Below are 22,480 nucleotides of genomic sequence, written 5' to 3' on the forward strand. Positions count from 1 at the left end.
GAAACCATGTCAACGGAGCTTTCGCGCCACGTCGACACCATCTCCCATGCCCTTTTCGCAATCAAGGACCTCTTTCACGACCCAGCAACGCTGCACTTCGACGACATCCACAAAGAGATGGAGCGCTTCGAAGCAGCCTTCAACGTCAAGGCAAGCCTCGACGCCTTCTTCGCATTCCTCTGCGAGCGCGATGAAGCTGGCCGCACCGTCGGCGCGAAACATCCGACCCAGTACTTACAGAAGAAGCTTGGCCTTGAGCCCAAGGAGGCCTACGACCGTCTCGCCCGTGGCCGCGACTACTACGGGGAGCCGGCCGTCGAGGGGACCGCAGAGGACGCTGCTGATGGTGACCTCTTCGACTCCAACGCAGATTCCACGGCGGACGATGCCGCACAGGCGGCCGCGAAAGCAGCTGCGCAGCAAGCAGCGCGCGAGCAGGCGCGCCGCGAACAGGAAACGGCACGCCGAAACGCCGAGCGCGTCAATGCCGAAAAACAACGCGTGATTCGTCTCGAGCTGGATCGCCTCGTTGAGGCCGCCAAAGGTGCCCGCGCTCGTCTCCAGGCTAAGGCGCTCGCAGAGGCTCCGCGACGTACAGTCAAAGACCTCCGTGCAACAGTACGACGCTGGGTAGAAGACGCTAACCGCGAACACCTCGACCCCACGAACCCAAACGCCGGCATGGAGAAACGTGGGCTCCACATCGGGCCACAGCGCGCCGACGGCACCCACAAGATCACCATCGACGCCACTGCCAGCGACACCGCATTGTTCAAGGCACTCGCCGACAAGGGGCTAGCGCCGAACTCAAACATGCCAAAGGATGTCGACGACTACCGAACTCCGGCCCAACGGGCCTACGACCAATTTGCCAAGATGCTGAAGCACTACGACACGTGTCAAAAGCCAACAGGTGGCGGCTGTGCGTCCGTTGTCGTCTCCGTAACGCTCGACGAGCTCGCCGATGCCTCCCCAACCACAAGGTTTCAAACCAATACCGGCATCGACCTCACAGCATTCGATCTCGTCCGTCTCGGGATGGACGGCACCGCTGACTTTATCCTGACCGTTGATGGCGCCACCGCACTGCCGCTAAACCTCTACCGCACAAACCGCCTTGCATCATTGGCACAGAAGATCACGTTGCTCGCGGTGCAAGGCGTGTGTGCCTGGACGGGGTGCACCGCCCCACTGACCCAAACCGAGATCCACCACATCACCTCGTGGCTTCAGGGCGGCGACACCAACATCGACAACCTCGCGGCCCTCTGTAGAACCCATCACCGGTGCAACAACGACTTCAAAGACCACAGAGGCAACACGAGTCACATCGAACGGGACCACGCAGCTGGTCGTGCCGGCGTGAAGCAACCCGGGTCCACCGAAATCAGGTTCAATCATGCCGATGCTGCGGAAAACTCAGCCGTCAATCGGATCCGTAAACGAAACCACCGACCGAAGACTGCTACAGCGAAACCACCACCGCGCGAGCCTACCGAGCCACCACCCTGGGCAAACCGCCAATCCCCTCACCCGCCGTTTTAGGCCGCCTCCGGGAACACGCCTGCCTCGAACAAACGTAGGTGTGCGCTAGCCTGGCCACGTCTGCCATGATGGCGCGTTGCTATGCCAGCTCGACGATCTCCATGTACTCGTCGCTCCACATATCTTCATCGCCCTCCGGCATGATGATGACCCGCTCTGGCTCGAGCGCCCGCACCGCACCCGGATCGTGGGTGACCAGCACCACCGCTCCCGTGTACGTCTTCAGCGCATCGAGGACCTGTTCGCGGGATTGTGGGTCGAGGTTGTTGGTGGGCTCGTCGAGAAGCAACACGTTCGCACGCGAGGAAACCAGCGTCGCCAGCGCTAGGCGAGTCTTCTCGCCGCCAGAAAGGGTGCCCGCCGGCTGATCGAGCTTGTCGCCGGAGAACATGAAGGCACCAAGCAGCCCACGCAGGTCCTGTTGGCCAGCGTCGGGGCAAGCCTCGATCGTGTTTTCCCACACCGACTTGGAGCCGTCGATCGTGTCGTGCTCCTGGGCAAAGTAGCCAATCTTGAGGCCATGGCCGGAGACGACGCCACCCTCCCCGTCGGTGCGCTCCACCCCGGCGAGCAGCTTGAGCAAAGTAGTCTTGCCCACACCATTCGTGCCGAGAACGACCACCCGGGATCCCTTGTCCACCGCAAGATCGACGCCCGCGAAGACTTCGAGCGAGCCGTACATCTTTGTCAACCCCTTGCCGAAGAGCGGGGTCTTGCCGCACGGCGCCGGCTCAGGGAACGAGATGGAGGCGACCTTGTCGGCGACGCGGACCTCGTCGAGCTCCCCCATCATGCGCTCGGCACGCGCCAGCATCTGCTTCGCCGCGGCCGCCTTAGTGGCTTTCGCGCCGAGCTTGGCGGCCTGCTTCTGCAGGGCCGAGGCCTTCTTCTCCGCGTTGGCGCGCTCGCGGCGCCGCCGGGCCTCGTCGAGGGCGCGTGCGTCCTTGTACTTGGAAAAGCCCATGTTGTACACGTCGGCCTCCGCGCGGACGGCGTCGAGGAACCAGACCTTGTTGCAGACGGCGTCGAGAAGCTCAACGTCGTGCGAGATCATGATCAACCCGCCCTCGTGCTTGGACAGGAAGTTACGCAGCCAGGTGATGGAGTCGGCGTCGAGGTGGTTGGTGGGCTCGTCGAGAAGAAGCGTCGTCTTCGACTTACCCGAACCCTGGCGAGAAGCAAAGAGAATTTGGGCCAGTTCGACGCGGCGACGCTGACCACCCGAAAGCGTCTTAAGTTTCTGATCAAGCACCCTGGCCGGAAGCCCCAAATTGTCACAGATCTGCGCCGCTTCAGCGTTGGCCTCGTAGCCGCCGAGCGCCTGGTAGCGCTCCTCCAGGCGGGAGAACTTCGCAATCGCCTTGTCACGCTCCGCCCCGTCGGTCTCCTCCATGATCTTCTGCTGCTTCGCCATGGAGCGTTGAATCTGATCAAGCCCACGGGCGGAGAGCACACGGTCGCGGGCGGTCTGCTCGATGTCGCCTTCCTTGGAATCCTGCGGGAGGTAGCCGATCTCGCCCGCCCGGGTCACCGAGCCGCCGTAGGGTTCGGTCTCCCCCGCCAGGATGCGCATCGTCGTCGTCTTACCGGCACCATTGCGGCCGACGAGCCCGATGCGGTCGCCGGGTTGGACGCGGAGGTGCTGGCCTGGGGCGTCGAGAAGCGTGCGTGCCCCGACGCGGACCTCGAGATCATTGGTGACAATCACGGGGCAACACTCTATCAACCATCCCTAAACGAAAATTCCCCGCCACAGTCATTCCGTGACGGGGAAAGATCAAGATAGATGTCTAGACAGCGAAGCCAAGCGCACGCAGCTGCTCGCGTCCCTCTTCCGTGATGAACTGCGGGCCCCACGGCGGCATCCAGACCCAGTTGAGCTCAAGCTCGTCGACCGCGGTATTCGACACCACCGCATTGGTGGCCTGCTCCTCGATCACGTCGGTGAGCGGGCACGCCGGCGAGGTGAGCGTCATGTTGAGCACCGCGACAGTCTTGCCCTCGCGCTCCTCGATCCACAGGTCGTAGACCAGGCCGAGGTCAACAACGTTGATACCCAGCTCCGGGTCGATGACGTCGTGGAGGTACTCCTCTACTTCACCGACCAACTTGAGTTGCTCTTCGGTTTGCTGTGGTCGCTCGGACTGCTTGTTCGATTCGGTCACAGTTACTCCTTTTCTTCCAATGCATCCGACGTTGCCGCCTGGAATGCCTTCCAGCCGAGCAGCGCGCACTTGACGCGGGCCGGAAACTTCGACACACCCGAGAAAGCGACGCCATCGCCGATCATCTCCGCGTCGCCCTCGACGGTGCCGCGGGAGGTGATCATCTCGTCGAAAGCTTCGAGCTTCTTCATCGCCTCGGCGACCGGCAGGCCGATAACCTCCTCAGCCATCACCGAGGTCGAAGCCTGGGAGATGGAGCACCCTTCGGCGTCGTAGGAGACGTCCTCGACGGTGGAGCCATCTTCGGACAGGTGAACACGGAGCGTCAGCTCGTCGCCACAGGACGGGTTGACGTGGTGCACCTCCGCCTCGTATGGCTCGCGAAGCCCGGCGTGCTGCGGGTTTTTGTAATGGTCCAGGATGACTTCCTGGTACATGGATTCGAGGTTCATCGTGCGAAAAACTCCTTCGCCTTGGCAATAGAGGCCACCAGCGTGTCTACCTCGTCAAGCGTGTTGTACAGGTAGAAGCTTGCCCGCGAGGTCGACTGCAGATTGAGGCCGCGGTGCGCTGGCCACGCACAGTGGTGGCCGGTGCGAATCGCAACGCCTTCAGAGTCGAGCACCTGCCCCAAGTCATGCGGGTGGACACCGTCGACAGTGAACGAGATCGCGCCACCGCGATTCTCAGCCGTCAGCGGGCCAGCGATGCGCAGCCCATCAATTGCCTGCATCTGCTCCAGCGCATAGGCCGTGAGCTTGTGTTCGTGAGCCTGGATCTCCTCCATACCCACCTCGGTGAGGAAACGCACTGCCTCGCCGAGCCCGACGACCTGCGAGGTCATCTGGGTGCCCGCTTCGAAGCGCTGCGGTGCGGGAGCGAAGGTGGATTCCTCCATGCGCACGACCTCGATCATGGAGCCACCGGTCAAGAACGGCGGCAGCTCGTTGAGGTGCTTGGAGTACACCGCGCCCACGCCACTGGGGCCGCACATCTTGTGCCCGGAGAAGGCAGCGAAGTCGACGTCCAAGGCGTGGAAATCGACCGGCATGTGCGGCACGGATTGGCAAGCGTCGAGCACGGTGAGAGCCCCGACAGCCTTTGCGCGGCGCACCATCTCCTCGACATCTGCAACCGCACCGGTGACGTTCGACTGGTGGGTAAAGGCGACCACCTTGACGGAGTTGTCGAGCTCGAGCGAGTCAAGGTCGATGCGTCCGTCCGGGGTCATCTTGTACCACTTCAACGTCGCGCCTGTGCGACGGGCGAGCTCCTGCCATGGCACCAGGTTTGCGTGGTGCTCAAGCTCGGTGATCACGATCGTGTCCTCAGGCCCGACCGCGAGCGAGCCCGCCCGCGAGTCACCCAGGACGTGCGCAACCAAGTTCAGGGCTTCGGTGGCGTTTTTGGTGAACGCGATCTCGTCGTTACGCGCGCCTACGAACGCCGCGATCGCCTCGCGGGCCGATTCGTATGCATCGGTCGCCTCTTCAGCGAGAAGGTATGAACCGCGGTGCACGGGAGCGTTGTAGCCGAGCACGAAGTCGCGCTCAGCGTCCCACACCCGCTGCGGGCGTTGCGACGTCGCCCCCGAATCCAGGTACACCAACGGCTTTCCGCCGCGCACGGTGCGCCCCAGGATCGGGAACTCTTGCCGGATTGCAGTTACGTCGAGCGTCATTAGATGAACTTCTCGTAGCCTTCAGCCTCGAGCTGGTCAGCGAGGGAAGCGTCGCCGGTCTTGACGATCTTGCCGTCCGCGAAGACGTGGATGAAGTCCGGCTTGACGTAGTTCAGGATGCGCTTGTAGTGCGTAATCATGAGCACTCCGCCACCGGTTTCGTCCTGGTAGCGGTTGATGCCCTCGGAGACGATGCGCAGCGCGTCGACGTCGAGGCCGGAGTCGGTCTCATCCATGACGGCGAACTTCGGCTTCATCAGGGAGAGCTGCATGACTTCGTGGCGCTTCTTCTCGCCACCGGAGAAGCCTTCGTTGACGGAGCGCTCGGAGAAGGATGCATCCATCTGGAGTGCCTCGCGCGCTGCGTTGAGTTCGCCGACCCACTCGCGCAGCTTCGGTGCCTCACCGCGCACTGCGGTGACTGCGGAGCGCATGAAGTTCGAGGAGGACACACCTGGGACCTCGACCGGGTACTGCATGGCCAGGAAGAGTCCGGCGCGTGCGCGCTCGTCGATTTCCATCTCGAGGATGTTTTCGCCGTCGAGCAGCACTTCGCCTTCGGTCACCTCGTACTTCGGGTGGCCGGCCAAGGTGTAGGCAAGGGTGGACTTGCCAGAGCCGTTGGGGCCCATGATGGCGTGGGTTTCGCCGCCCTTGATGGTCAGGTTGACGCCCTTGAGGATGGGCTTCGGCTCCTGGCCTTCCTCGGACGGAAGGACGTTGGCGTGCAGGTTCTTAATTTCGAGGGTGGACATAGAAGCTCCTTTTAGTTTTCGTTGCGCTCGAGTTCGCCGGCGACGCGGGCGATGAGGTCTTCACGGACCGACTCGATTGGGATCTGGTTGAGGACCTCGTTAAAGAAGCCACGGATGATCAGACGGGTGGCGTCTTCCTCGCGGATACCGCGGGAGCGCAGGTAGAACAGCTGGTCGTCGTCGAAGCGGCCGACGGTTGCTGCGTGGCCAGCACCAGCGATTTCGCCGGTTTCGATTTCCAGGTTCGGGATCGCGTCGGCGCGTGCACCGTCGGTAAGCACCAGGTTGCGGTTGGTTTCGTAAGTGTCGGTGCCTTGCGCTTCGGCGCGGATGAGTACGTCGCCGACCCAGCAGGTGCGGGCCTCGGGCAAGCCGGAGGCCTTGTCGCCTTGGAGGGCACCCTTGTAGAGCACGTTGGAGCGGCAGTTCGGTACGCCGTGATCGACGAGCAGGCGGTTTTCGATGTACTGGCCAGCGTCGGCGAAGTACACGCCGGTCAGTTCGGCGTCGCCGCCCGGTGCCTCGAAGGACACGCGTGGGGAGATTCGCACGACCTCGCCGCCAAAGGTTGCGACATGGTGACGCAGGGTTGCATCGCGCTTGACGACGATCGCCTGCTGGCCAACATGTACTGCATCAAGATCCCATTCGGCGTCGATGACGGCATTGACGCGGGAGCCCTCACCGATGACCCAGTTGACGTTGTCGGCGTGAGTGCCGGAGCCCTCGTAGCGCACCAGCACGGTTGCGCCGGAGTTCGCGCCGGTCTCGACAACGATGGTGCCAAACGTCGTGACGTCTGTGCCTGCACCGGTCACAGTAATGGTGATTGTGTCGTTGAGCTCGACGTTTGCTGGCACCGATACCAGTGTGGCGTTTTCGGAGGAGGTCCACGCCTGGGCGGCGATGCGGTCGACGGGAGCGCCGGCGGCGGTCACGCGGTCGTCGTCAAGCGCAACTTGCTCAACGGTGACCTCGGACGGAGCGTCAACTGTGATCTGGGCGGGAGCCTGCGGTGCGAACTGGCCGTTGTGCAGGCCGCGCAGGCGACGTAGGGAGACGAAGCGCCAGACCTCGTCGCGGCCGCCGGGGATGTCGAAATCTTCAACGTTGAAGGAGGAGTACAGGTCGCCCTTGTTGTTGTGTGTGGTGGCGTTCTTGACGGTTTCAGCCATTTAGCCCACCGATCCTTCCATTTGCAGCTCAATGAGACGGTTCAGCTCGAGGGCGTACTCCATTGGCAGCTCCTTGGCGATCGGTTCGACGAAGCCGCGCACGATCATTGCCATCGCCTCTTCCTCGGCAATGCCGCGGGACATGAGGTAGAACAGCTGGTCCTCGGAAACCTTGGACACCTTCGCCTCGTGGCCGAGCGTGACGCGGTCGTTGCGGATGTCGTTGTATGGGTACGTGTCCGAGCGGGAAATGTTGTCGACCAGAAGCGCGTCGCATTCAACGTTGGATGCGGAGTCGTTCGCATTGGCATTGACCTGAACCAAGCCACGGTATGCGGCACGGCCACCGCCGCGGGCGACGGACTTGGACACGATCGACGACGACGTGTGCGGAGCCATGTGCGTCATCTTCGCACCGGTGTCCTGGAACTGGCCCTCACCTGCGAAGGCGACGGAGAGCACCTCGCCACGGGCGTGCTCACCGGTCATCCAGACGGCCGGGTACTTCATGGTCACCTTGGAGCCAATGTTGCCATCGACCCACTCCATGGTCGCGCCCTCTTCAGCCTTGGCACGCTTGGTGACCAGGTTGTAGACGTTGTTCGACCAGTTCTGAATGGTGGTGTAGCGGCAGCGGCCGCCCTTCTTCACGATGATTTCCACCACCGCGGAGTGCAGGGAGTCCGACTTGTAGATCGGGGCGGTGCAGCCCTCGACGTAGTGCACGTACGCGTCCTCGTCGACAATGATCAATGTGCGCTCGAACTGGCCCATGTTCTCGGTGTTGATGCGGAAGTAGGCCTGCAGCGGGATGTCCACGTGGACCCCCGGCGGGACGTAGATGAAGGAGCCACCAGACCACACTGCGGTGTTCAGCGCGGAGAACTTGTTGTCGCCGGCCGGAATGACGGAGCCGAAGTACTCCTTGAATAGGTCCTCGTGCTCACGCAGCGCGGTGTCAGTATCGACGAAGATGACGCCCTTTTCCTCCAGGTCCTCGCGGATCTGGTGGTAGACAACCTCGGACTCGTACTGTGCTGCAACGCCTGCAACGAGGCGCTGCTTCTCTGCCTCGGGGATGCCCAGCTTGTCGTAGGTGTTCTTGATGTCCTCCGGCAGATCTTCCCAGGAGGTCGCCTGCTTCTCGGTGGAGCGGACGTAGTACTTGATGTTGTCAAAGTCGATGCCGGAGAGGTCTGCGCCCCAGGTCGGCATCGGCTTCTTTTCAAAGATCTCGAGCGCCTTGAGACGCTGGTTCAGCATCCATTCCGGCTCTTCCTTGATGCCGGAAATGTCGCGGACAACGTCCTCGTTGAGGCCGCGTCGCGCGGATGCGCCGGCAACATCGGAGTCGTGCCAGCCGTAGTTGTAAGCGCCGATGGACTCGATGATCTCGTCGTCGTTCATCGGCTTCTCAAGACCTGGCGTTGGCTTCGCTTCAGTCATTGTCAGCCGCTCCTTTCGTTTCGTTTCCCGCCTTTGGGGCGAGAGGGATGTTAGTCGTGCAGATGCCGTGTCCGTCCACAATAAGGGCGAGCGGTTGCACATGCGTATCGACGATGCGCGCAATGGCCTCGTGTTCCGCCTCGCACAATTCTGGATGCTCAGCCGCTACCGCGGAGACTGGACAGTGGTGTTGGCACAGTTGGATACCTGCTGGCGTACGCCTGACGGTGGGCTCGTATCCGTGGGCTTCGAGCGCGGCAGCAACAGCTTGCACTGCTGCTTCCGGGTCGTCACTGTCAGCACCAGTCTGGACATCTGCGAAGATGCGTTCGGCCCTCCTGCGAGCGAATTCACGCACCGCTTCCTCGCCGCCGATAGATTCGATCACATCAACGGCCTCAAGCGCGATGGTGTCGTAGCTCGTACCGAACTCTTCCCTGCCCTTGACGGTGAGCTGGAAGTGTTTTGCGGGACGGCCGCGGGATGCCTGATCCCCTGCTACCGCACGCGGCGGGCAGGTTTCTGCCATCCCTTCTTCAACGAGTTTGTCCAGATGGCGTCGTACGCCGGCGGGCGAAAGTCCAAGCTCGGTGCCGATTTCGGCCGCCGCAACGGGCCCTTGTTTGAGCAGGATAGACATCACCTGCGAACGGGTTGTTCCGTTCGCGCGGTATGCAGTGTCTTTCTCTGCCACCATGCAACCCCTTTCCTTGGCTCTCTGCTCGCCTTTACACAACACTAGTGTGTCGTAATTATTCCCGCCGAAGCGGGTCTCCTTGGCGTGGCGTGCACCAAGTAAGCTCTAGCGACGTGACTGCCCAGCCTCCCCGCTCGCCGAGATTGCCGCGTCTGCGGCGCCCTGGTCGTGCGGTCCTTGCGGAGTTTCCCCACATGGGGCGGCCCGGTTCGCGTTCCTCGGAACTGCACAATCCGTCGCCCGGGTTTGATGGTGGTTCGTCCATTCCACAACCGTCTTACCGGGAGCGGGACCGGTTTTTCATTTTGCGCTGGCTCGGAGCCCTGGGCGCGTGTCTCATCGCGCTAGGTGGTTTAGGTGGCGGGGCGCTCCCAGTCGTCGATAATCCGTGGTTCGCCTTCCCCTTTGGGGCCACCATGAGCCGAATGATGCTGGCTTCTAACGCCATCGTGCTCATCGGCGTGGGCATGCTTGTCGCGTCATGGCTGATTATGGCGCCGTTTGTCGGTGCAGGTGGGCACGCACCACGCATCGGAGCACCGGCGCTGCAGCGCACGTTCGTCGCATGGGTGCTGCCATTAATGTTGACCGCGCCCCTGTTCACTCAGGACATTTATTCTTATTTGGCTAACGGCGCGATTGTGCGCATGGGCCTTGACCCGTACGCCGCCGGGCCAGTAGAGATCCTCGGCGTCGACCACCCACTGGCCAGGTCCGTGCCGTTCATTTGGGCGCACTCTCCAAGCCCGTACGGGCCGGTTGCACTCGGCATCGCGGCGTTAATTTCCATTGTTACCGCCGATGCAGTGTTTTGGGGGGTCTTCCTGCACCGTGTGCTTTCTGTCGCGGGATTGCTCGCAGCATCGTGGGGGTTGCGTGCCCTTGCGCAACGGTGTGGCGTCAACGCCTCGGCTGCGCTGTGGCTCGGCCTGCTCAACCCACTGACCATCCTGCACCTGGTCGGAGGTATTCACAACGAGGCGTTACTGGTCGGCTTCGTCCTCGTCGGCCTCGAGCTCGGGCTCAGAGCAGTCGATCCGATCCGAACTGGCGATGCAACCTTCCGTACTTGGATCATCCTGATAGCATCGGGCGCCCTCCTCTCCTGTGCGGGGTTGGTGAAGGTGACCGGGTTCATCCCGCTGGGGTTTATTGGCATGGCGCTCGCGCGCAGTTTTCACCTCAGGGGAGTCTCTACGGTGCGCTCCATTGCGCGGGCAGTCGCCGTGCAAACGCTTATTTTCTTAGCGACGATCACACTCGTCTCCCTCGGTACCGGCATCGGGTTCGGGTGGGTGACGGGACAGGGCGGTGCTGCGTCGATACGCAGTTGGCTCTCGCTGACCACCGACATCGGCGTCATCAGTGGATTCATTGGGATGCTGCTGGGACTCGGCGATCAGACCGAGGCGATACTCGTCGTTACGCGTGGCGCAGGGCTCGCCGTCGCGGCGGCGTTCGCGGTGCGAATGTTGTGGGCAACGTTTAAAGGCACGATCCACCCCGTTGGCGGGCTCGGCGTATCCATGCTGGTGCTCGTGATCCTGTTCCCGGTGGTGCACCCCTGGTATCCGCTCTGGGCGATCTTGCCGCTAGCGGCCTGGGCGAACCGGTTCTTTTTCCGGGTGATTGTGGCGTCTTATAGCGCGGTTTTTAGCTTCCTCGTGCTCCCGCGCGGGCTGGCACTGCCGCCGTTTGCTGTGGTGACAATCTACGGGTCAGCCGCTGTTGCGTTCACTGCGTTAGTGCTTGTTGCCTGGTTGGGTTTCCGGTACTGGCGGGGCCGCGGGCTAGACTGATCGGCCATGAGTGATCTTGCTCTTGAAGTCGACAATGTCGTCAAGGAGTACGGCGAAAAGCGGGCTGTCGACGGACTGACGTTTACCGCGCGACGTGGTCAACTTTTGGCACTGCTCGGCCCGAATGGTGCCGGCAAAACGACGACGATTGAGATGTGCGAGGGGTTTACCACACCAACCTCCGGGTCTATCCGGGTGCTTGGCATCGACCCTGTTACGCAACCGCAGAAGGTCCGTGACCGCATCGGCATCATGCTGCAAGGGGGCGGATCCTATGCGTCGTTGAAGGTTCGCGAGATCCTGCAGCTCGCTGCGCGGTACAACACCAATCCTCACGACCCGGACTGGCTTATAGAGCTGCTCGGGCTTGAAGGCGTAGCGAAGACCACGTACCGCCGCCTGTCGGGCGGCCAACAGCAGCGACTGTCGCTCGCGCTCGCGATGATTGGTCGCCCAGAACTAATCTTCCTCGACGAACCCACTGCAGGCATGGATGCCCAGTCGCGCCTCGCAGTATGGGACATCATCCAGGCGATGAAGCGTGACGGCACCACTGTGCTCCTTACCACCCACTTGATGGACGAAGCGGAAACGCTCGCCGACGACGTTGCGATCATTGACCATGGCAAACTCGTCGCCCAAGGCTCCCCAGCGGAGTTGACCAGTCATGAGGAGTACCCGGTTGTTGCTGTCCGCACGGACCGTAAGCTCGATGTGCACCTGCTTAACGACGAACTCCGAGCGCTCGACATTACCGCCGAGGCAGTCAGCCCTCAGCGCTACCGAATTCTTGGCGCCGGTTCCCCGGCCGTCATCGAAGCGCTTGCGCGAAGTGCTGCCCAGCAAAACGTGCTGATCCGGGATTTGTCGATGTCGCACCGCGACCTTGAGGACGTCTTTTTGGATATCACCGGACGAGAGTTGAGGAGCTAACGCAATGACCACGCAAGCCCAGACCACCGACCGAGCTCTTACCCCTGGTATTTTCACGCCGAACCCGCAACGTGCATCACTTGCACAGATGGCACTGGCACAAGGCCGCGTTGAAGCAAGGCTGATGCTGCGCCACGGCGAACAGCTCCTCGTCAACCTCATCATCCCTGCTGCGGTGCTCATCGCAGCCACGCACATACCGATGTTTGGCGACGACACCGACTTCAACGCACTCGTTCCGATGGTGTTTGCTGTTGCTGCTACCTCGGCTGGCTTCACGGGCCAGGCGATTGCCCTTGCGTTTGATCGTCGATACGGAGCGCTCAAGCGCGTGGGCGCCTCGGGCGTGCCACCATGGACCATTGTCGCCGGGAAAATCTTCGGTGTTCTCGCCACCGTTTTGGTACAGATCGTCGTCCTCGGCGCGATTGCCCTATACCTGGGCTGGCGAGTTTCGGTCGCAGGCGCTGGATTCGGCCTGATTACCCTGCTGTTCGGCGTGGCGGCGTTTACCGCCATGGGACTACTGATGGGCGGCACGTTGCGCTCCGAGCTAGTCCTTGCGCTGGCAAACCTGATCTGGATTGCGTTCATGGGCATCGTTGGATGGGTGGTCTATTCCGGGGACCTTTCTAGTGCCGGTGTATGGAATGCTGTGCCCACGGTCGCGCTAGCCGGTGCTTTGGAAGATGCTGTTGACCTGCGTTTTAACGTGTCGGCTTGGGTCTCGCTCGCAGTATGGACTGTCCTAGCGATCATCGGGGCGGTGCGCCTGTTCCGCTTTGACGACTAACCGCGATACACTCAAGCCGTTATTCATCCGAAAGTTGGAGAAGTTTTGTCGACCGCCACTGCCCAACCAAAGTCCCAAAGCCGGTTCAAAGAGGCCTGGGAAGATCCCTCGCTTCACCTGCAGCGTGTTCTCAGCATGGTGCTGCTCATCTGCCAAGGTGGCATTACGGTCACCGGCTCGCTTGTCCGCGTGACCGGTTCCGGTCTCGGTTGCGACACCTGGCCGCTGTGCCACGAGGGCTCACTCGTGCCGGTTGCGGGCGCTGCACCTTGGATTCACCAGACAATCGAGTTTGGTAACCGCCTGCTCGCCTTCGTCGTCGCTGCTGCCGCAGTCCTTGTCCTAATTGCGGTATACAAAGCGAAGCGCAGCGACGCAATCAAGACGATGGCTTGGGTTTCCTTCCTCGGCGTTGTTGTCCAGGCCATCATCGGCGGCATTTCAGTACGCCTCGACCTGCAATGGTGGTCCGTCGCGGTGCACTTCCTGCCGTCGATGCTGCTCGTGTGGGTTGCGGCAGTGCTCTACATGCGCATCGCAGAAACCGATGCGGCCGAGCTGACGCGCCGCTTCCCCGCACATGCTCAGACCTGGACCGTCATCGCCGCCGTCGCGCTCTGCTTTGTCCTCGTTACCGGCACTATGGTTACCGGCTCGGGTCCACACTCGGGTGATTCCGGTGTTGGCATGGAAGGTCGTCTCGACCTCGACACCCGGATGCTCGCCTATGTCCACGCCATCTGCATGTACGTCTACCTCATCGCAACCTTCGTCGTCGCTTTCATCTTGCGCCGCTCTGATGCCCCCGCAGACGCAAAACGAACCGTCTGGGTGCTCATTGCATTGATTTTTGTGCAGTGGGCCATCGGCGTCATCCAGTTCAGGATGGGTGTTCCACGCTGGACAATCCCAGTCCACATCGGCATGTCATCAACGGTCGTGGCATTTAGTGCATTCCTTTTCGCACACGGAAAGCGTCGTTTGCCTACGCTAGTGTGACATGAAGGCAATTCTTGTTACCAAACATGGCGGCCCGGAGGTACTCGAATACACCGAGATCGCGGATCCCGTTCCAGGCGAGGGGCAATTGCTTGTCGACGTCGACTATGCCGGCGTCAACTACATAGACACGTACTTCCGCTCCGGAACGTACGCCTCTGAGCCTCCCTACATCCCCGGCACCGAAGGTTGCGGCCGAGTGGTCGACGACCCATTGGGGGAAATCGCGCCGGGTACGCTCGTCGCTTGGCACGACGCTCCAGGGTCCTACGCAGAGAAGGTTGCCGTCGACCGCAACCGTCTCGTCGCAGTGCCGGAAGGCGTGCAGCCCGAGGTTGCGGCATCCATGCTTCTACAGGGGATGACCTCGCACTACCTTCTCCACGGTGTTCGAGATACCAGGCCGGGAGACACCATGGTCATCACTGCTGGCGCCGGTGGCGTCGGCCTTATCCTGACCCAGATGGCTGCGGCGCTCGAAACCACGGTTTATTCGATTGTTTCTAGTGACGAGAAAGAGGATCTCGCGTACAAAGCCGGAGCGACCAAGGTGTTCCGATACGGAGACAAGGGCTCCGCTCTCGCAGAGGAAATCAAGGAAGCCAACGGTGGCAAGGGCGTCAACGTGGTCTACGACGGCGTTGGCAGGGACACTTTCCAGTTTGCCCTTGAGGTCACAGGTCCGCGTGGCCTCGTGTGCTCCTTCGGTTCCGCGTCGGGCGACGTGGAACCGTTCAAGATTCAAGAGTTGAACCAGCACGGAGCACTGTTCCTCACCCGCCCCTCGCTGAAGCACTACGTTGCCACAGACGAGGAGTTCCTCATGCGCGCACAGGCAGTTGTCCGTGCGATCGAGGACGGCACCGTCAGGATGCGCGTCCACCCGCCGTATGAGCTCAAGAACGCCCGCAAAGCCCATGAGGATCTGCAGGCGCGTAAGACCACAGGTTCTGTGGTGCTCAAGATCGAGCGGGATTAATCGAGCGGGATTAGAAGAGCAGTTCTCCTATAGTCTCCCAGCCAAGCACGGCGTCAAAGGACAGACCGAGGAACAGGGCCGCGAGGTAGTTGTTCGACAAGATGAACAGCTTTAGCGGCTTGACCTTCTCGCCACGGACGATGCCGTTGTGCAGCTTGGTCGCCATGACGAGGAATGCGACACCGGATACCACGGCAATCACGAGGTAAATCCACGACGCAGCCGGCACGAGGCCAAACGAGACAATGACGGTCAGCCAGGAGTACAGCACGATCTGACGGCTGGTTTCTTCTGGCGAGGCCACCACCGGCAGCATCGGCACATTCGCACGCGCGTAGTCTTCCCTGTACTTCATTGCTAGCGCCCAGGTGTGCGGTGGCGTCCAGAAGAAGATGATCAGGAACATCACGATGGCCTGCCACCAGTGGTCTGGCGTTCCGTCGGTGACGTTGTCGCGGATCACGGCCCAACCGACGAGCACCGGCATGCAGCCAGCCGCGCCGCCCCAAATCACGTTTTGCCACGTGCGGCGCTTGAGCCACTTCGTGTAGACGAAGATGTAGAACGCGTTGGTCAAGATGATGAAGAACGCCGCCAACCAGGACTTACAGAGCAAACCAAGCCACAGCACACTGATGATCAGCAGTGCCCATGCAAAGACGGCGGCCTTTTGCTTGGTGATCTTGTGACGGACCAGCGGGCGGGCGCGCGTACGCCCCATCTTCTGGTCGATGTCGTAGTCGGCCACCATGTTGAACGTGTTTGCGGCGCCGGCACCCATCCAGCCTCCGAGGAGAGTTGCGAAGACGAGCCAAACGTGAACTTCGCCGCGGTCAGCCTGGAGCATCGCCGGGATTGCGGCGACCAGGAGTAGTTCAATGACCCTCGGCTTCGTCAACGCGAAATATGCCTTAATGGTCTCCAACAACTCTCTCCTTTTTATTCTTCAGGTGGCGCAGGGCACTCATACCTTTGGACGATGGTAGCCGTTCCCCCACTGTAGGCACGAATCGAACACGCCATAAGGGTCACGCAGTATGCTCTTGGGAGACCTCATCAGACTCAACTTAAGCGAGGAATGAAGTGACGCTGCCCCCCGAGCTGCAAGCCATGACTGTCCGCAACTACCCGTCGGATTGGACCGATACTGACACTCGTGCAGTTGATACTGCCCGCGTGCTGGCGGCCGACGCGGTGGAAAACTGCGGGTCCGGACACCCGGGTACGGCGATGTCCCTGGCGCCGCTCGCCTACACCCTGTTCCAGCGTGTGATGAATGTTGACCCGTCCGACAAGGATTGGGTTGGCCGCGACCGTTTCGTGCTATCCAACGGCCACTCGTCGTTGACCCAGTACGTGCAGCTTTATCTCGGCGGTTTCGGCCTCGAGCTGCAGGACTTGAAGGATCTGCGCACCTGGGGTGCAAAGACGCCGGGGCACCCGGAGTACAACCACACGGACCATGTGGAGATCACTACGGGTCCACTCGGCCAGGGCCTTGCCTCCGCTGTGGGCATGGCAATGGCTTCTCGACGAGAGCGCGGCCTCTTCGACCCTGAGACGCCTGCTGGCGAGTCCCCGTTCGATCACTACATCTATGTCATCGCCGGCGACGGCTGCCTCCAAGAAGGCGTTACCGCAGAGGCATCTTCGCTTGCAGGTACCCAGCAGCTGGGCAACCTCATCTTGTTCTGGGACGACAACCGGATCTCCATTGAGGACGACACCCAAATCGCGTTCACCGAAGACGTGATGAAGCGTTACGAGGCCTACGGTTGGCAGACGCTGACCGTCGAGTCCGGCGAGGATGTCGTGGCAATCGAAGCAGCCGTCGCAGAGGCGAAGGCCGACACCACGAAGCCGACCATTATCCGTGTGAAGACCGTCATCGGCTACCCGGCCCCGAACCTGATGAACACTGGTGCTATCCACGGCGCAGCTCTCGGCGCGGACGAGGTAGCTGCGGTGAAGGCTGAACTCGGCTTCGATACCGACGTTCACTTCCCTGAGGAAGCCGACGTGATCAACCACACCCGCAAGCTGCGTGAGCGCGCAGCCGAAAAGCGTGCCCAGTGGGATGAGAAGTTCAACGCCTGGGTTGCGGCAAACCCGGAACGCAAGGCGCTGCTGGATCGCCTCACTGCCCGTGAGCTGCCTGCGGATTGGAAGAAGGACTTCCCCACTTGGGAACCGGATGCCAAGGGCCTAGCTACCCGAAAGGCTTCTGAAGCTGCGATCCAGGCTGCGGCCGCTATGCTGCCTGAGCTCTGGGGCGGTTCTGCGGATCTTGCTGGTTCAAACAACACCCTCATTAAGGGCGAGCCGTCGTTCGGTCCTGAGTCGATCTCTACGGAGATGTTCACGGCGAACCCGTACGGCCGCAACCTCCACTTCGGTATTCGTGAGCACGCGATGGGCGCTGTCATGAACGGCATTGCCTTGCACGGTGGCACTCGCGTCTACGGCGGCACCTTCCTCATCTTCTCTGAATACCTCTACCCCGCCATCCGCGTTGCCGCACTGTCCGGCATCGATGGCTACTACGTGTTTACGCACGACTCGATCGGCCTCGGCGAGGACGGCCCAACTCACCAGCCGGTGGAGACTCTGGCTGCGCTGCGCGCTATCCCGGACGTTGCAGTGATTCGTCCGGCAGATGCGAACGAGACTTCTGCTGCGTGGATCGCGGCACTCGAGGCGAAGGAACAGCCGAAGGCCCTGGCTCTGTCGCGCCAGAACCTGCCGGTGCTCGAGGGCACCAAGGAGAAGGCGTTCGACGGTGTCGCCCGCGGCGCTTACGTCCTGGTTGAGGGTTCGAAGGAGACTCCGGACCTGATCATCATGGCGACCGGCTCCGAGGTGCAGTACGCGGTGGAGGCCGCCAAGGTGCTCGAGGAAGATGGCACCGCAACGCGTGTGGTTTCCGTGCCGTCCATTGATTGGTTCATGGAACAGGACGACGACTACATCGACGCTGTTTTGCCTCGCGAGGTCAAGGCCCGTGTGTCTGTCGAGGCAGCAACCTCAATGCCGTGGTTCCGCTTCCTCGGCGAGTTCGGCCGCGCTGTGTCGCTGGAGCACTTCGGTGCTTCTGCCCCGGGCTCGGAGCTGTTCGAGCGCTTCGGTTTCGCCACCGACAATGTTGTCCGCGTCGCCCGCGAGACTCTTGCATGCGTGCGAGATAACCGCAGCGTGCCAACGAGCCAGCGTGTTGGCGACACCGAGTCCGAACCAACCCGCGGCGACGGAAAGTAGGAGTGCATGACTGCTATCGACGATCTGTACAACGTAGGCACGTCAACGTGGCTGGATGACCTGTCGCGTGAACGCATTGCTACCGGCAACCTCGCTGAAGTGAAGGCATCGAAATCGATTGTCGGCGTAACCACTAACCCGGCGATCTTCGCTGCGGCGATGAGCTCGGGCACACACTACGACGAGCAACTCGCCGAGTTGAAGGCTGCTGGATCTGCTGCTGATGCAGCGGTTTACGCAATGAGCGTCAAGGATGTCCAAGACGCCTGTGACCTGTTCCGCGATACGTTCGAGGCAACGGGTGGCAAGGACGGTCGCGTGTCCATTGAAGTAGATCCTCGCTACGCGGCTGACGAAGCAAAGACCATCGAACAGGCAAAGGAGCTCTGGAACCAGGTCGACCGGGAGAACTTGATGATCAAGATTCCCGCGACCGACGAGTCGCTTCCGGCCGTCACCGCCGCCCTCGCTGAAGGCATTTCGGTCAATGTGACGCTGATCTTCTCGGTAGAGCGCTACCAGCAGGTCATCGACGCGTACAAGGAAGGCATCCGTCAGGCTGCCGCGAACGGCCACGATGTCAGCGCTATCCATTCGGTGGCATCGTTCTTCGTATCCCGTATGGATAGCGAGGTGGACAAGCGCCTCGAGGTCATCGGCACCGACGAGGCTCTCGCGCTTCGTGGCAAGGCAGGCATTGCGAACGCCCGCTTGGCGTATGCACTGTTCCAAAAGGAGTTCGAGGCGGAGCTCATCGACGAACTGCCTAACGGCGCGAACAAGCAGCGTCCGCTCTGGGCGTCAACGGGTGTGAAGAACCCTGAGTACCCTGCGACGATGTACGTCACGGAGCTGGCCGGACCGGATACTGTAAACACGATGCCGGAGAAGACTCTTGACGCGGCGCTCGCGGATGACGGTGTGCACGGCGACACGCTCACCGGCACCGAAGCTGTCTCCCGCGAGGTGTTTGCGGCGCTGCGTGAGGTTGGCATTGACGTTGAGGATGTCGTCGCCACGCTAGAGCGCGAAGGCGTAGAGAAGTTTGTGGACGCGTGGCAGGAGCTGCTCGATTCGATGACAGCTAAACTCGCCTAATGTGACTAACCCACTCCGTTCCCCTGAGGACAAGCGGCTGCCCAAGATCGCCGGACCTTCCGGCATGGTTATCTTCGGTGTGACCGGCGATCTGGCCCGCAAAAAGCTTCTTCCCGCGATCTATGATCTAGCGAATCGTGGCCTCCTCCCCGGCGGGTTCACGCTCGTCGGCTACGGGCGGAGGGACTGGACACAGGCTGATTTTCAGGCCTATGTCCGTGAAGCAATCGATGCGGGCGCGCGCACTAGCTTTCACGAGAATGTGTGGCAGCGCCTCGCTGAAGGTCTTCAGTTTGTCAAGGGCAACTTTGATGACGACGACGCCTTCGACGCCCTTGCGGCCACGTTGAAACGCAGCGACGCGGAACGCGGCACTGCTGGCAACTGGGCGTACTACCTGTCGGTACCTCCCGATTTTTTCGCGGATGTGATCCACCAACTTGATCGCAGTGGTATGGCCCACGCAGGTGAAGGCGAGTGGCGGCGCGTGATCATCGAGAAGCCATTTGGGCACAACGCGCAGTCAGCACACCAGCTCAACGAGGTGGTAGGCGCCGTGTTCGACGAGCGCTCCGTGTTCCGCATCGACCATTATCTGGGCAAAGAAACCGTCCAAAATATTTTGGCCCTGCGCTTTTCTAACCAGCTCTTCGAGCCCGTGTGGAACTCGCACTACATCGACCATGTGCAGATCACCATGGCCGAGGACATCGGCCTCGGTGGTCGGGCGAGCTACTACGACGGCATCGGCGCAGCGCGCGATGTTATCCAGAACCACCTGATTCAGCTGCTCGCGTTGGTTGCCATGGAGGAGCCGACATCGTTCTCGCCACGGCAGCTGCGCGCGGAGAAGCTTAAGGTGCTTCGAGCCACCACCGCTGTCGGTCCGTTCTCTGAGACGACGGCACGTGGCCAGTACACCGCGGGTTGGCAGGGCTCTGAACGCGTCGTAGGGCTGCGGGAGGAAGACGGATTCGATCCGAATTCGACAACTGAGACGTACGCAGCATGCACGCTAGAAATCGCGTCGCGACGTTGGGCTGGTGTGCCGTTTTATCTGCGCACCGGCAAGCGCCTAGGCCGACGGGTGACCGAAATCGCGCTTGTCTTCAAACAACCCCCGTACCAGCCGTTTACAGAAGGCCAGACGGATTTGCTGACCAACAACGCAGTGGTCATCCGCGTCCAGCCCGACGAAGGTGTTCTCATGCGCTTCGGTTCGAAGGTCCCTGGTGCGGGTATGGAGCTTCGGGACGTGAACATGGATTTCCACTACTCGGAGGCGTTCACGGAACAGTCCCCAGAGGCGTACGAGCGTCTCATCCTTGATGCGCTGCTTGACGAGTCCAGCCTGTTCCCCACCAACGCCGAGGTGGAGCGCAGTTGGCAGATTCTGGATCCGGTGTTGGACTACTGGGCGGAACATGGCGCCCCTGAAGACTATGAGGCAGGCACCTGGGGTCCTGCGTCCGCTGATGAGATGCTTGCCCGCGAGGGCCGGGCGTGGCGTCGTCCGTAACGGAGCAGAAAGGGTTCGACGTATGATCATCGATCTTCCTAACACCACCACGAAACTGATTGAGACGTCACTCGCACGCGTGCGCGAGAGCCATTCGCTAGCTACCGGTCGCGTCCTGACGCTTTTGGTTGCGGTAGATGAAGGCAGCGAGCTTCTCGACGACACCTTGTCCACCCTCCGGGACGCCTCTTTCGAGCACCCAGCACGTGTACTCGTGCTGGTCTCCGGCGACCCGGCTAAGGAATCGCGTCTCGACGCCCAAGTGATGGTTGCGTCTAACGCAGGCGCCTCCGAGGTCGTCGTCATGCATCTGCGCGGGGAATTGACGCAGCACCTCGGTGCCGTGGTGACACCCCTTCTGCTTCCCGACACCCCCGTCGTCTCATATTGGCCAGGCGCTGCTCCAAAACGGCCCGCCGAAGATCAATTGGGACACATTGCGCAACGTCGCATTACCAACATTCGTGGTGCGAGCCGCGATGGATCGCTCGCGGAGTTGGCGGCAGGCTATACGCCCGGCGATTCCGATATGTTGTGGTCTCAAATCACTCCCTGGAGGGGAATTCTCGCTTCGGCGCTTGACCGGTTCCCTGAGCACACAATCACGGGTGCAGAGGTCGCCGGTGCTCCTGGAGACCCCAGCGTGGATCTTGCGGCCGGCTGGCTCGCTGACAGCCTCGATGTGGAGGTAACACGTTGCGACGAGCATATCTCCGGCTTCCCCATCGCCCACACCATCATCCACACTGACGGCGGCGATGTTGAAGTCGTTGCTGAGGGTGAGTACACGGTACGCATTTCGGTACCAGACATGGCTGACTCGCGCGTCGCAATGGGTGAGCGCACTGACGCCGAATGTCTCGCCGAAGAACTTCGCCACCTCGGTCCCGATGCCATCTACGGCAACGCTTTGAACGGCTTAGGAAAGGTACGACACGCATGATTTACCCGAATCTCGAGGCTCTTATCGACGACACCGCCGCCGACGTTGCGGCCGTCATCCGCGACGCTCAGCGCTCAGGCGACGGCCGCGCTCGAGTGGTACTGACCGGCGGAACTGCGGGCATCGCTCTCCTGCGACGTCTGCGCACCGAAGCGATCGACTGGGCAAACGTAGACGTGTTTTTCGGCGATGAACGCAACGTACCGGTAGACCACCCCGAGTCCAACGAGGGCCAGGCCCGGGAGGCGTTGCTTGACCATGTCGACATACCCGAAGCGAACATCCACGGCTACGGGTTGGACGGTGGGCCCATGGATGCCGCGGTAGCGCGTTATGAAGCAGCCTTAGCGGAGTTTGCGCCGGATGGCTTCGACCTCCACTTGCTCGGTATGGGCGGCGAGGGTCACATCAACTCGCTGTTCCCTCACACCAGCGCCGTGCGCGAACATGATGCCATGGTCGTCACGGTTACTGACTCCCCCAAGCCACCAGCCGAGCGGGCAACCCTGACCCTGCCTGCGGTCCAGTCAGCCGACCGTGTGTGGTTGCTCGTTTCCGGCGCAGAGAAAGCCGAGGCTGCCTCCCACGCAGGTGACGGTGTTACGGCAGCTCAGGATTGGCCGGTCGCCGGCGCAGTTGGGCGTAAAGAAACGGTCCTGCGCATCACCGAGGAAGCAGCAGGACCGTTGAACTAATTC

The 22,480-nt window shown here is 61.5% G+C and carries 20 protein-coding genes; 11 read left to right on the forward strand and 9 right to left on the reverse strand.

All coding sequences use genetic code 11. The features are described from left to right. Positions 1–6 precede the first annotated feature (6 nt). The gene (locus tag HMPREF2734_RS08010; protein ID WP_070570350.1) at positions 7–1,545 is read left to right on the forward strand and encodes an HNH endonuclease signature motif containing protein; all 1,539 of its coding nucleotides are present in this window, start codon (positions 7–9) and stop codon (positions 1,543–1,545) included. Between the two features lie 79 nt (positions 1,546–1,624). Here HMPREF2734_RS08010 and HMPREF2734_RS08015 read toward each other — a convergent pair whose 3' ends face one another. The 8 genes from HMPREF2734_RS08015 to HMPREF2734_RS08050 all read right to left on the reverse strand — a co-directional run bounded on the left by HMPREF2734_RS08015 (position 1,625) and on the right by HMPREF2734_RS08050 (position 9,464). Further along, positions 1,625–3,253, reverse strand: a complete 1,629-nt coding sequence (locus HMPREF2734_RS08015) for an ABC-F family ATP-binding cassette domain-containing protein (RefSeq protein ID WP_070570352.1) — start codon at positions 3,251–3,253, stop codon at positions 1,625–1,627. 82 nt (positions 3,254–3,335) lie between these two features. Further along, the gene (locus tag HMPREF2734_RS08020; protein WP_070423143.1) at positions 3,336–3,710 is read right to left on the reverse strand and encodes a metal-sulfur cluster assembly factor; all 375 of its coding nucleotides are present in this window, start codon (positions 3,708–3,710) and stop codon (positions 3,336–3,338) included. Between the two features lie 2 nt (positions 3,711–3,712). Then, positions 3,713–4,162, reverse strand: coding sequence for a Fe-S cluster assembly sulfur transfer protein SufU (gene sufU, locus HMPREF2734_RS08025; protein ID WP_070570354.1), 450 nt, complete (start codon positions 4,160–4,162; stop codon positions 3,713–3,715). Next, a complete protein-coding gene (locus HMPREF2734_RS08030; RefSeq protein WP_070570356.1) occupies positions 4,159–5,391 on the reverse strand; it encodes a cysteine desulfurase in 1,233 nt (410 codons plus the stop codon). The genes sufU and HMPREF2734_RS08030 overlap by 4 nt, the downstream gene beginning before the upstream one ends. Continuing rightward, entirely contained in the window at positions 5,391–6,146 is a 756-nt protein-coding gene (gene sufC, locus HMPREF2734_RS08035) for a Fe-S cluster assembly ATPase SufC (protein ID WP_070570358.1), read from the reverse strand. The genes HMPREF2734_RS08030 and sufC overlap by 1 nt, the downstream gene beginning before the upstream one ends. A gap of 11 nt (positions 6,147–6,157) precedes the next feature. After that, positions 6,158–7,321, reverse strand: coding sequence for a Fe-S cluster assembly protein SufD (gene sufD, locus HMPREF2734_RS08040; protein ID WP_070570360.1), 1,164 nt, complete (start codon positions 7,319–7,321; stop codon positions 6,158–6,160). Then, positions 7,322–8,767, reverse strand: a complete 1,446-nt coding sequence (sufB, locus tag HMPREF2734_RS08045) for a Fe-S cluster assembly protein SufB (protein WP_070570362.1) — start codon at positions 8,765–8,767, stop codon at positions 7,322–7,324. Continuing rightward, complete coding sequence (locus tag HMPREF2734_RS08050; RefSeq protein WP_070423137.1) at positions 8,760–9,464, reverse strand: helix-turn-helix transcriptional regulator; 705 nt, start codon at positions 9,462–9,464, stop codon at positions 8,760–8,762. Before HMPREF2734_RS08050 ends, sufB begins: the two co-directional genes overlap by 8 nt. A gap of 194 nt (positions 9,465–9,658) precedes the next feature. Between HMPREF2734_RS08050 and mptB the strand changes: the two genes are divergently transcribed. From mptB to HMPREF2734_RS08075, 5 genes are read left to right on the forward strand one after another with little or no spacing between them, the layout of a single operon-like run. Further along, the gene (gene mptB / locus HMPREF2734_RS08055) at positions 9,659–11,263 is read left to right on the forward strand and encodes a polyprenol phosphomannose-dependent alpha 1,6 mannosyltransferase MptB (RefSeq protein WP_070570364.1); all 1,605 of its coding nucleotides are present in this window, start codon (positions 9,659–9,661) and stop codon (positions 11,261–11,263) included. A 6-nt stretch (positions 11,264–11,269) separates the two neighbouring features. Continuing rightward, entirely contained in the window at positions 11,270–12,196 is a 927-nt protein-coding gene (locus tag HMPREF2734_RS08060; protein WP_070570366.1) for an ABC transporter ATP-binding protein, read from the forward strand. Positions 12,197–12,200: 4 nt separating this feature from the next. Then, a complete protein-coding gene (locus HMPREF2734_RS08065; RefSeq protein ID WP_070570368.1) occupies positions 12,201–12,989 on the forward strand; it encodes an ABC transporter permease in 789 nt (262 codons plus the stop codon). A gap of 45 nt (positions 12,990–13,034) precedes the next feature. Beyond that, a complete protein-coding gene (locus tag HMPREF2734_RS08070; RefSeq protein ID WP_070451424.1) occupies positions 13,035–13,988 on the forward strand; it encodes a COX15/CtaA family protein in 954 nt (317 codons plus the stop codon). A gap of 1 nt (position 13,989) precedes the next feature. Continuing rightward, on the forward strand, positions 13,990–14,967 hold the full coding sequence (locus HMPREF2734_RS08075; protein ID WP_070423132.1) for a quinone oxidoreductase family protein: 978 nt from the start codon (positions 13,990–13,992) through the stop codon (positions 14,965–14,967). A gap of 10 nt (positions 14,968–14,977) precedes the next feature. On the opposite strand, the gene HMPREF2734_RS08080 is transcribed toward HMPREF2734_RS08075, so the two are convergent. Further along, positions 14,978–15,895, reverse strand: a complete 918-nt coding sequence (locus HMPREF2734_RS08080; protein ID WP_305764338.1) for a heme o synthase — start codon at positions 15,893–15,895, stop codon at positions 14,978–14,980. Between the two features lie 182 nt (positions 15,896–16,077). Between HMPREF2734_RS08080 and tkt the strand changes: the two genes are divergently transcribed. The 5 genes from tkt to pgl are packed head-to-tail and all read left to right on the forward strand — an operon-like array spanning position 16,078 to position 22,477. Next, positions 16,078–18,222, forward strand: coding sequence for a transketolase (gene tkt, locus HMPREF2734_RS08085; RefSeq protein ID WP_083308131.1), 2,145 nt, complete (start codon positions 16,078–16,080; stop codon positions 18,220–18,222). 6 nt (positions 18,223–18,228) lie between these two features. Then, positions 18,229–19,320, forward strand: a complete 1,092-nt coding sequence (tal, locus tag HMPREF2734_RS08090; RefSeq protein WP_070570370.1) for a transaldolase — start codon at positions 18,229–18,231, stop codon at positions 19,318–19,320. A 1-nt stretch (position 19,321) separates the two neighbouring features. Next, positions 19,322–20,839, forward strand: a complete 1,518-nt coding sequence (zwf, locus tag HMPREF2734_RS08095) for a glucose-6-phosphate dehydrogenase (protein ID WP_070423129.1) — start codon at positions 19,322–19,324, stop codon at positions 20,837–20,839. Between the two features lie 22 nt (positions 20,840–20,861). Then, on the forward strand, positions 20,862–21,782 hold the full coding sequence (locus HMPREF2734_RS08100) for a glucose-6-phosphate dehydrogenase assembly protein OpcA (protein WP_070570372.1): 921 nt from the start codon (positions 20,862–20,864) through the stop codon (positions 21,780–21,782). Next, a complete protein-coding gene (gene pgl, locus HMPREF2734_RS08105) occupies positions 21,779–22,477 on the forward strand; it encodes a 6-phosphogluconolactonase (protein WP_070570374.1) in 699 nt (232 codons plus the stop codon). The genes HMPREF2734_RS08100 and pgl overlap by 4 nt, the downstream gene beginning before the upstream one ends. Positions 22,478–22,480: the final 3 nt, after the last annotated feature.

This window comes from Corynebacterium sp. HMSC055D05, assembly GCF_001810365.1.
GTDB classification, from domain to species: domain Bacteria; phylum Actinomycetota; class Actinomycetes; order Mycobacteriales; family Mycobacteriaceae; genus Corynebacterium; species Corynebacterium coyleae.

Coding starts and splice junctions, on each gene's coding strand:
- HMPREF2734_RS08060 (WP_070570366.1), top strand. CDS start 11,270: ATGAGTGATCTTGCTCTTGAAGTCGACAATGTCGTCAAGGAGTACGGC.
- pgl (WP_070570374.1), top strand. CDS start 21,779: ATGATTTACCCGAATCTCGAGGCTCTTATCGACGACACCGCCGCCGAC.
- tal (WP_070570370.1), top strand. CDS start 18,229: ATGACTGCTATCGACGATCTGTACAACGTAGGCACGTCAACGTGGCTG.
- HMPREF2734_RS08075 (WP_070423132.1), top strand. CDS start 13,990: ATGAAGGCAATTCTTGTTACCAAACATGGCGGCCCGGAGGTACTCGAA.
- HMPREF2734_RS08065 (WP_070570368.1), top strand. CDS start 12,201: ATGACCACGCAAGCCCAGACCACCGACCGAGCTCTTACCCCTGGTATT.
- HMPREF2734_RS08010 (WP_070570350.1), top strand. CDS start 7: ATGTCAACGGAGCTTTCGCGCCACGTCGACACCATCTCCCATGCCCTT.
- HMPREF2734_RS08030 (WP_070570356.1), bottom strand. CDS start 5,391: ATGACGCTCGACGTAACTGCAATCCGGCAAGAGTTCCCGATCCTGGGG.
- sufB (WP_070570362.1), bottom strand. CDS start 8,767: ATGACTGAAGCGAAGCCAACGCCAGGTCTTGAGAAGCCGATGAACGAC.
- sufU (WP_070570354.1), bottom strand. CDS start 4,162: ATGAACCTCGAATCCATGTACCAGGAAGTCATCCTGGACCATTACAAA.
- HMPREF2734_RS08050 (WP_070423137.1), bottom strand. CDS start 9,464: ATGGTGGCAGAGAAAGACACTGCATACCGCGCGAACGGAACAACCCGT.
- sufD (WP_070570360.1), bottom strand. CDS start 7,321: ATGGCTGAAACCGTCAAGAACGCCACCACACACAACAACAAGGGCGAC.
- mptB (WP_070570364.1), top strand. CDS start 9,659: ATGGGGCGGCCCGGTTCGCGTTCCTCGGAACTGCACAATCCGTCGCCC.
- tkt (WP_083308131.1), top strand. CDS start 16,078: ATGACTGTCCGCAACTACCCGTCGGATTGGACCGATACTGACACTCGT.
- HMPREF2734_RS08100 (WP_070570372.1), top strand. CDS start 20,862: ATGATCATCGATCTTCCTAACACCACCACGAAACTGATTGAGACGTCA.
- sufC (WP_070570358.1), bottom strand. CDS start 6,146: ATGTCCACCCTCGAAATTAAGAACCTGCACGCCAACGTCCTTCCGTCC.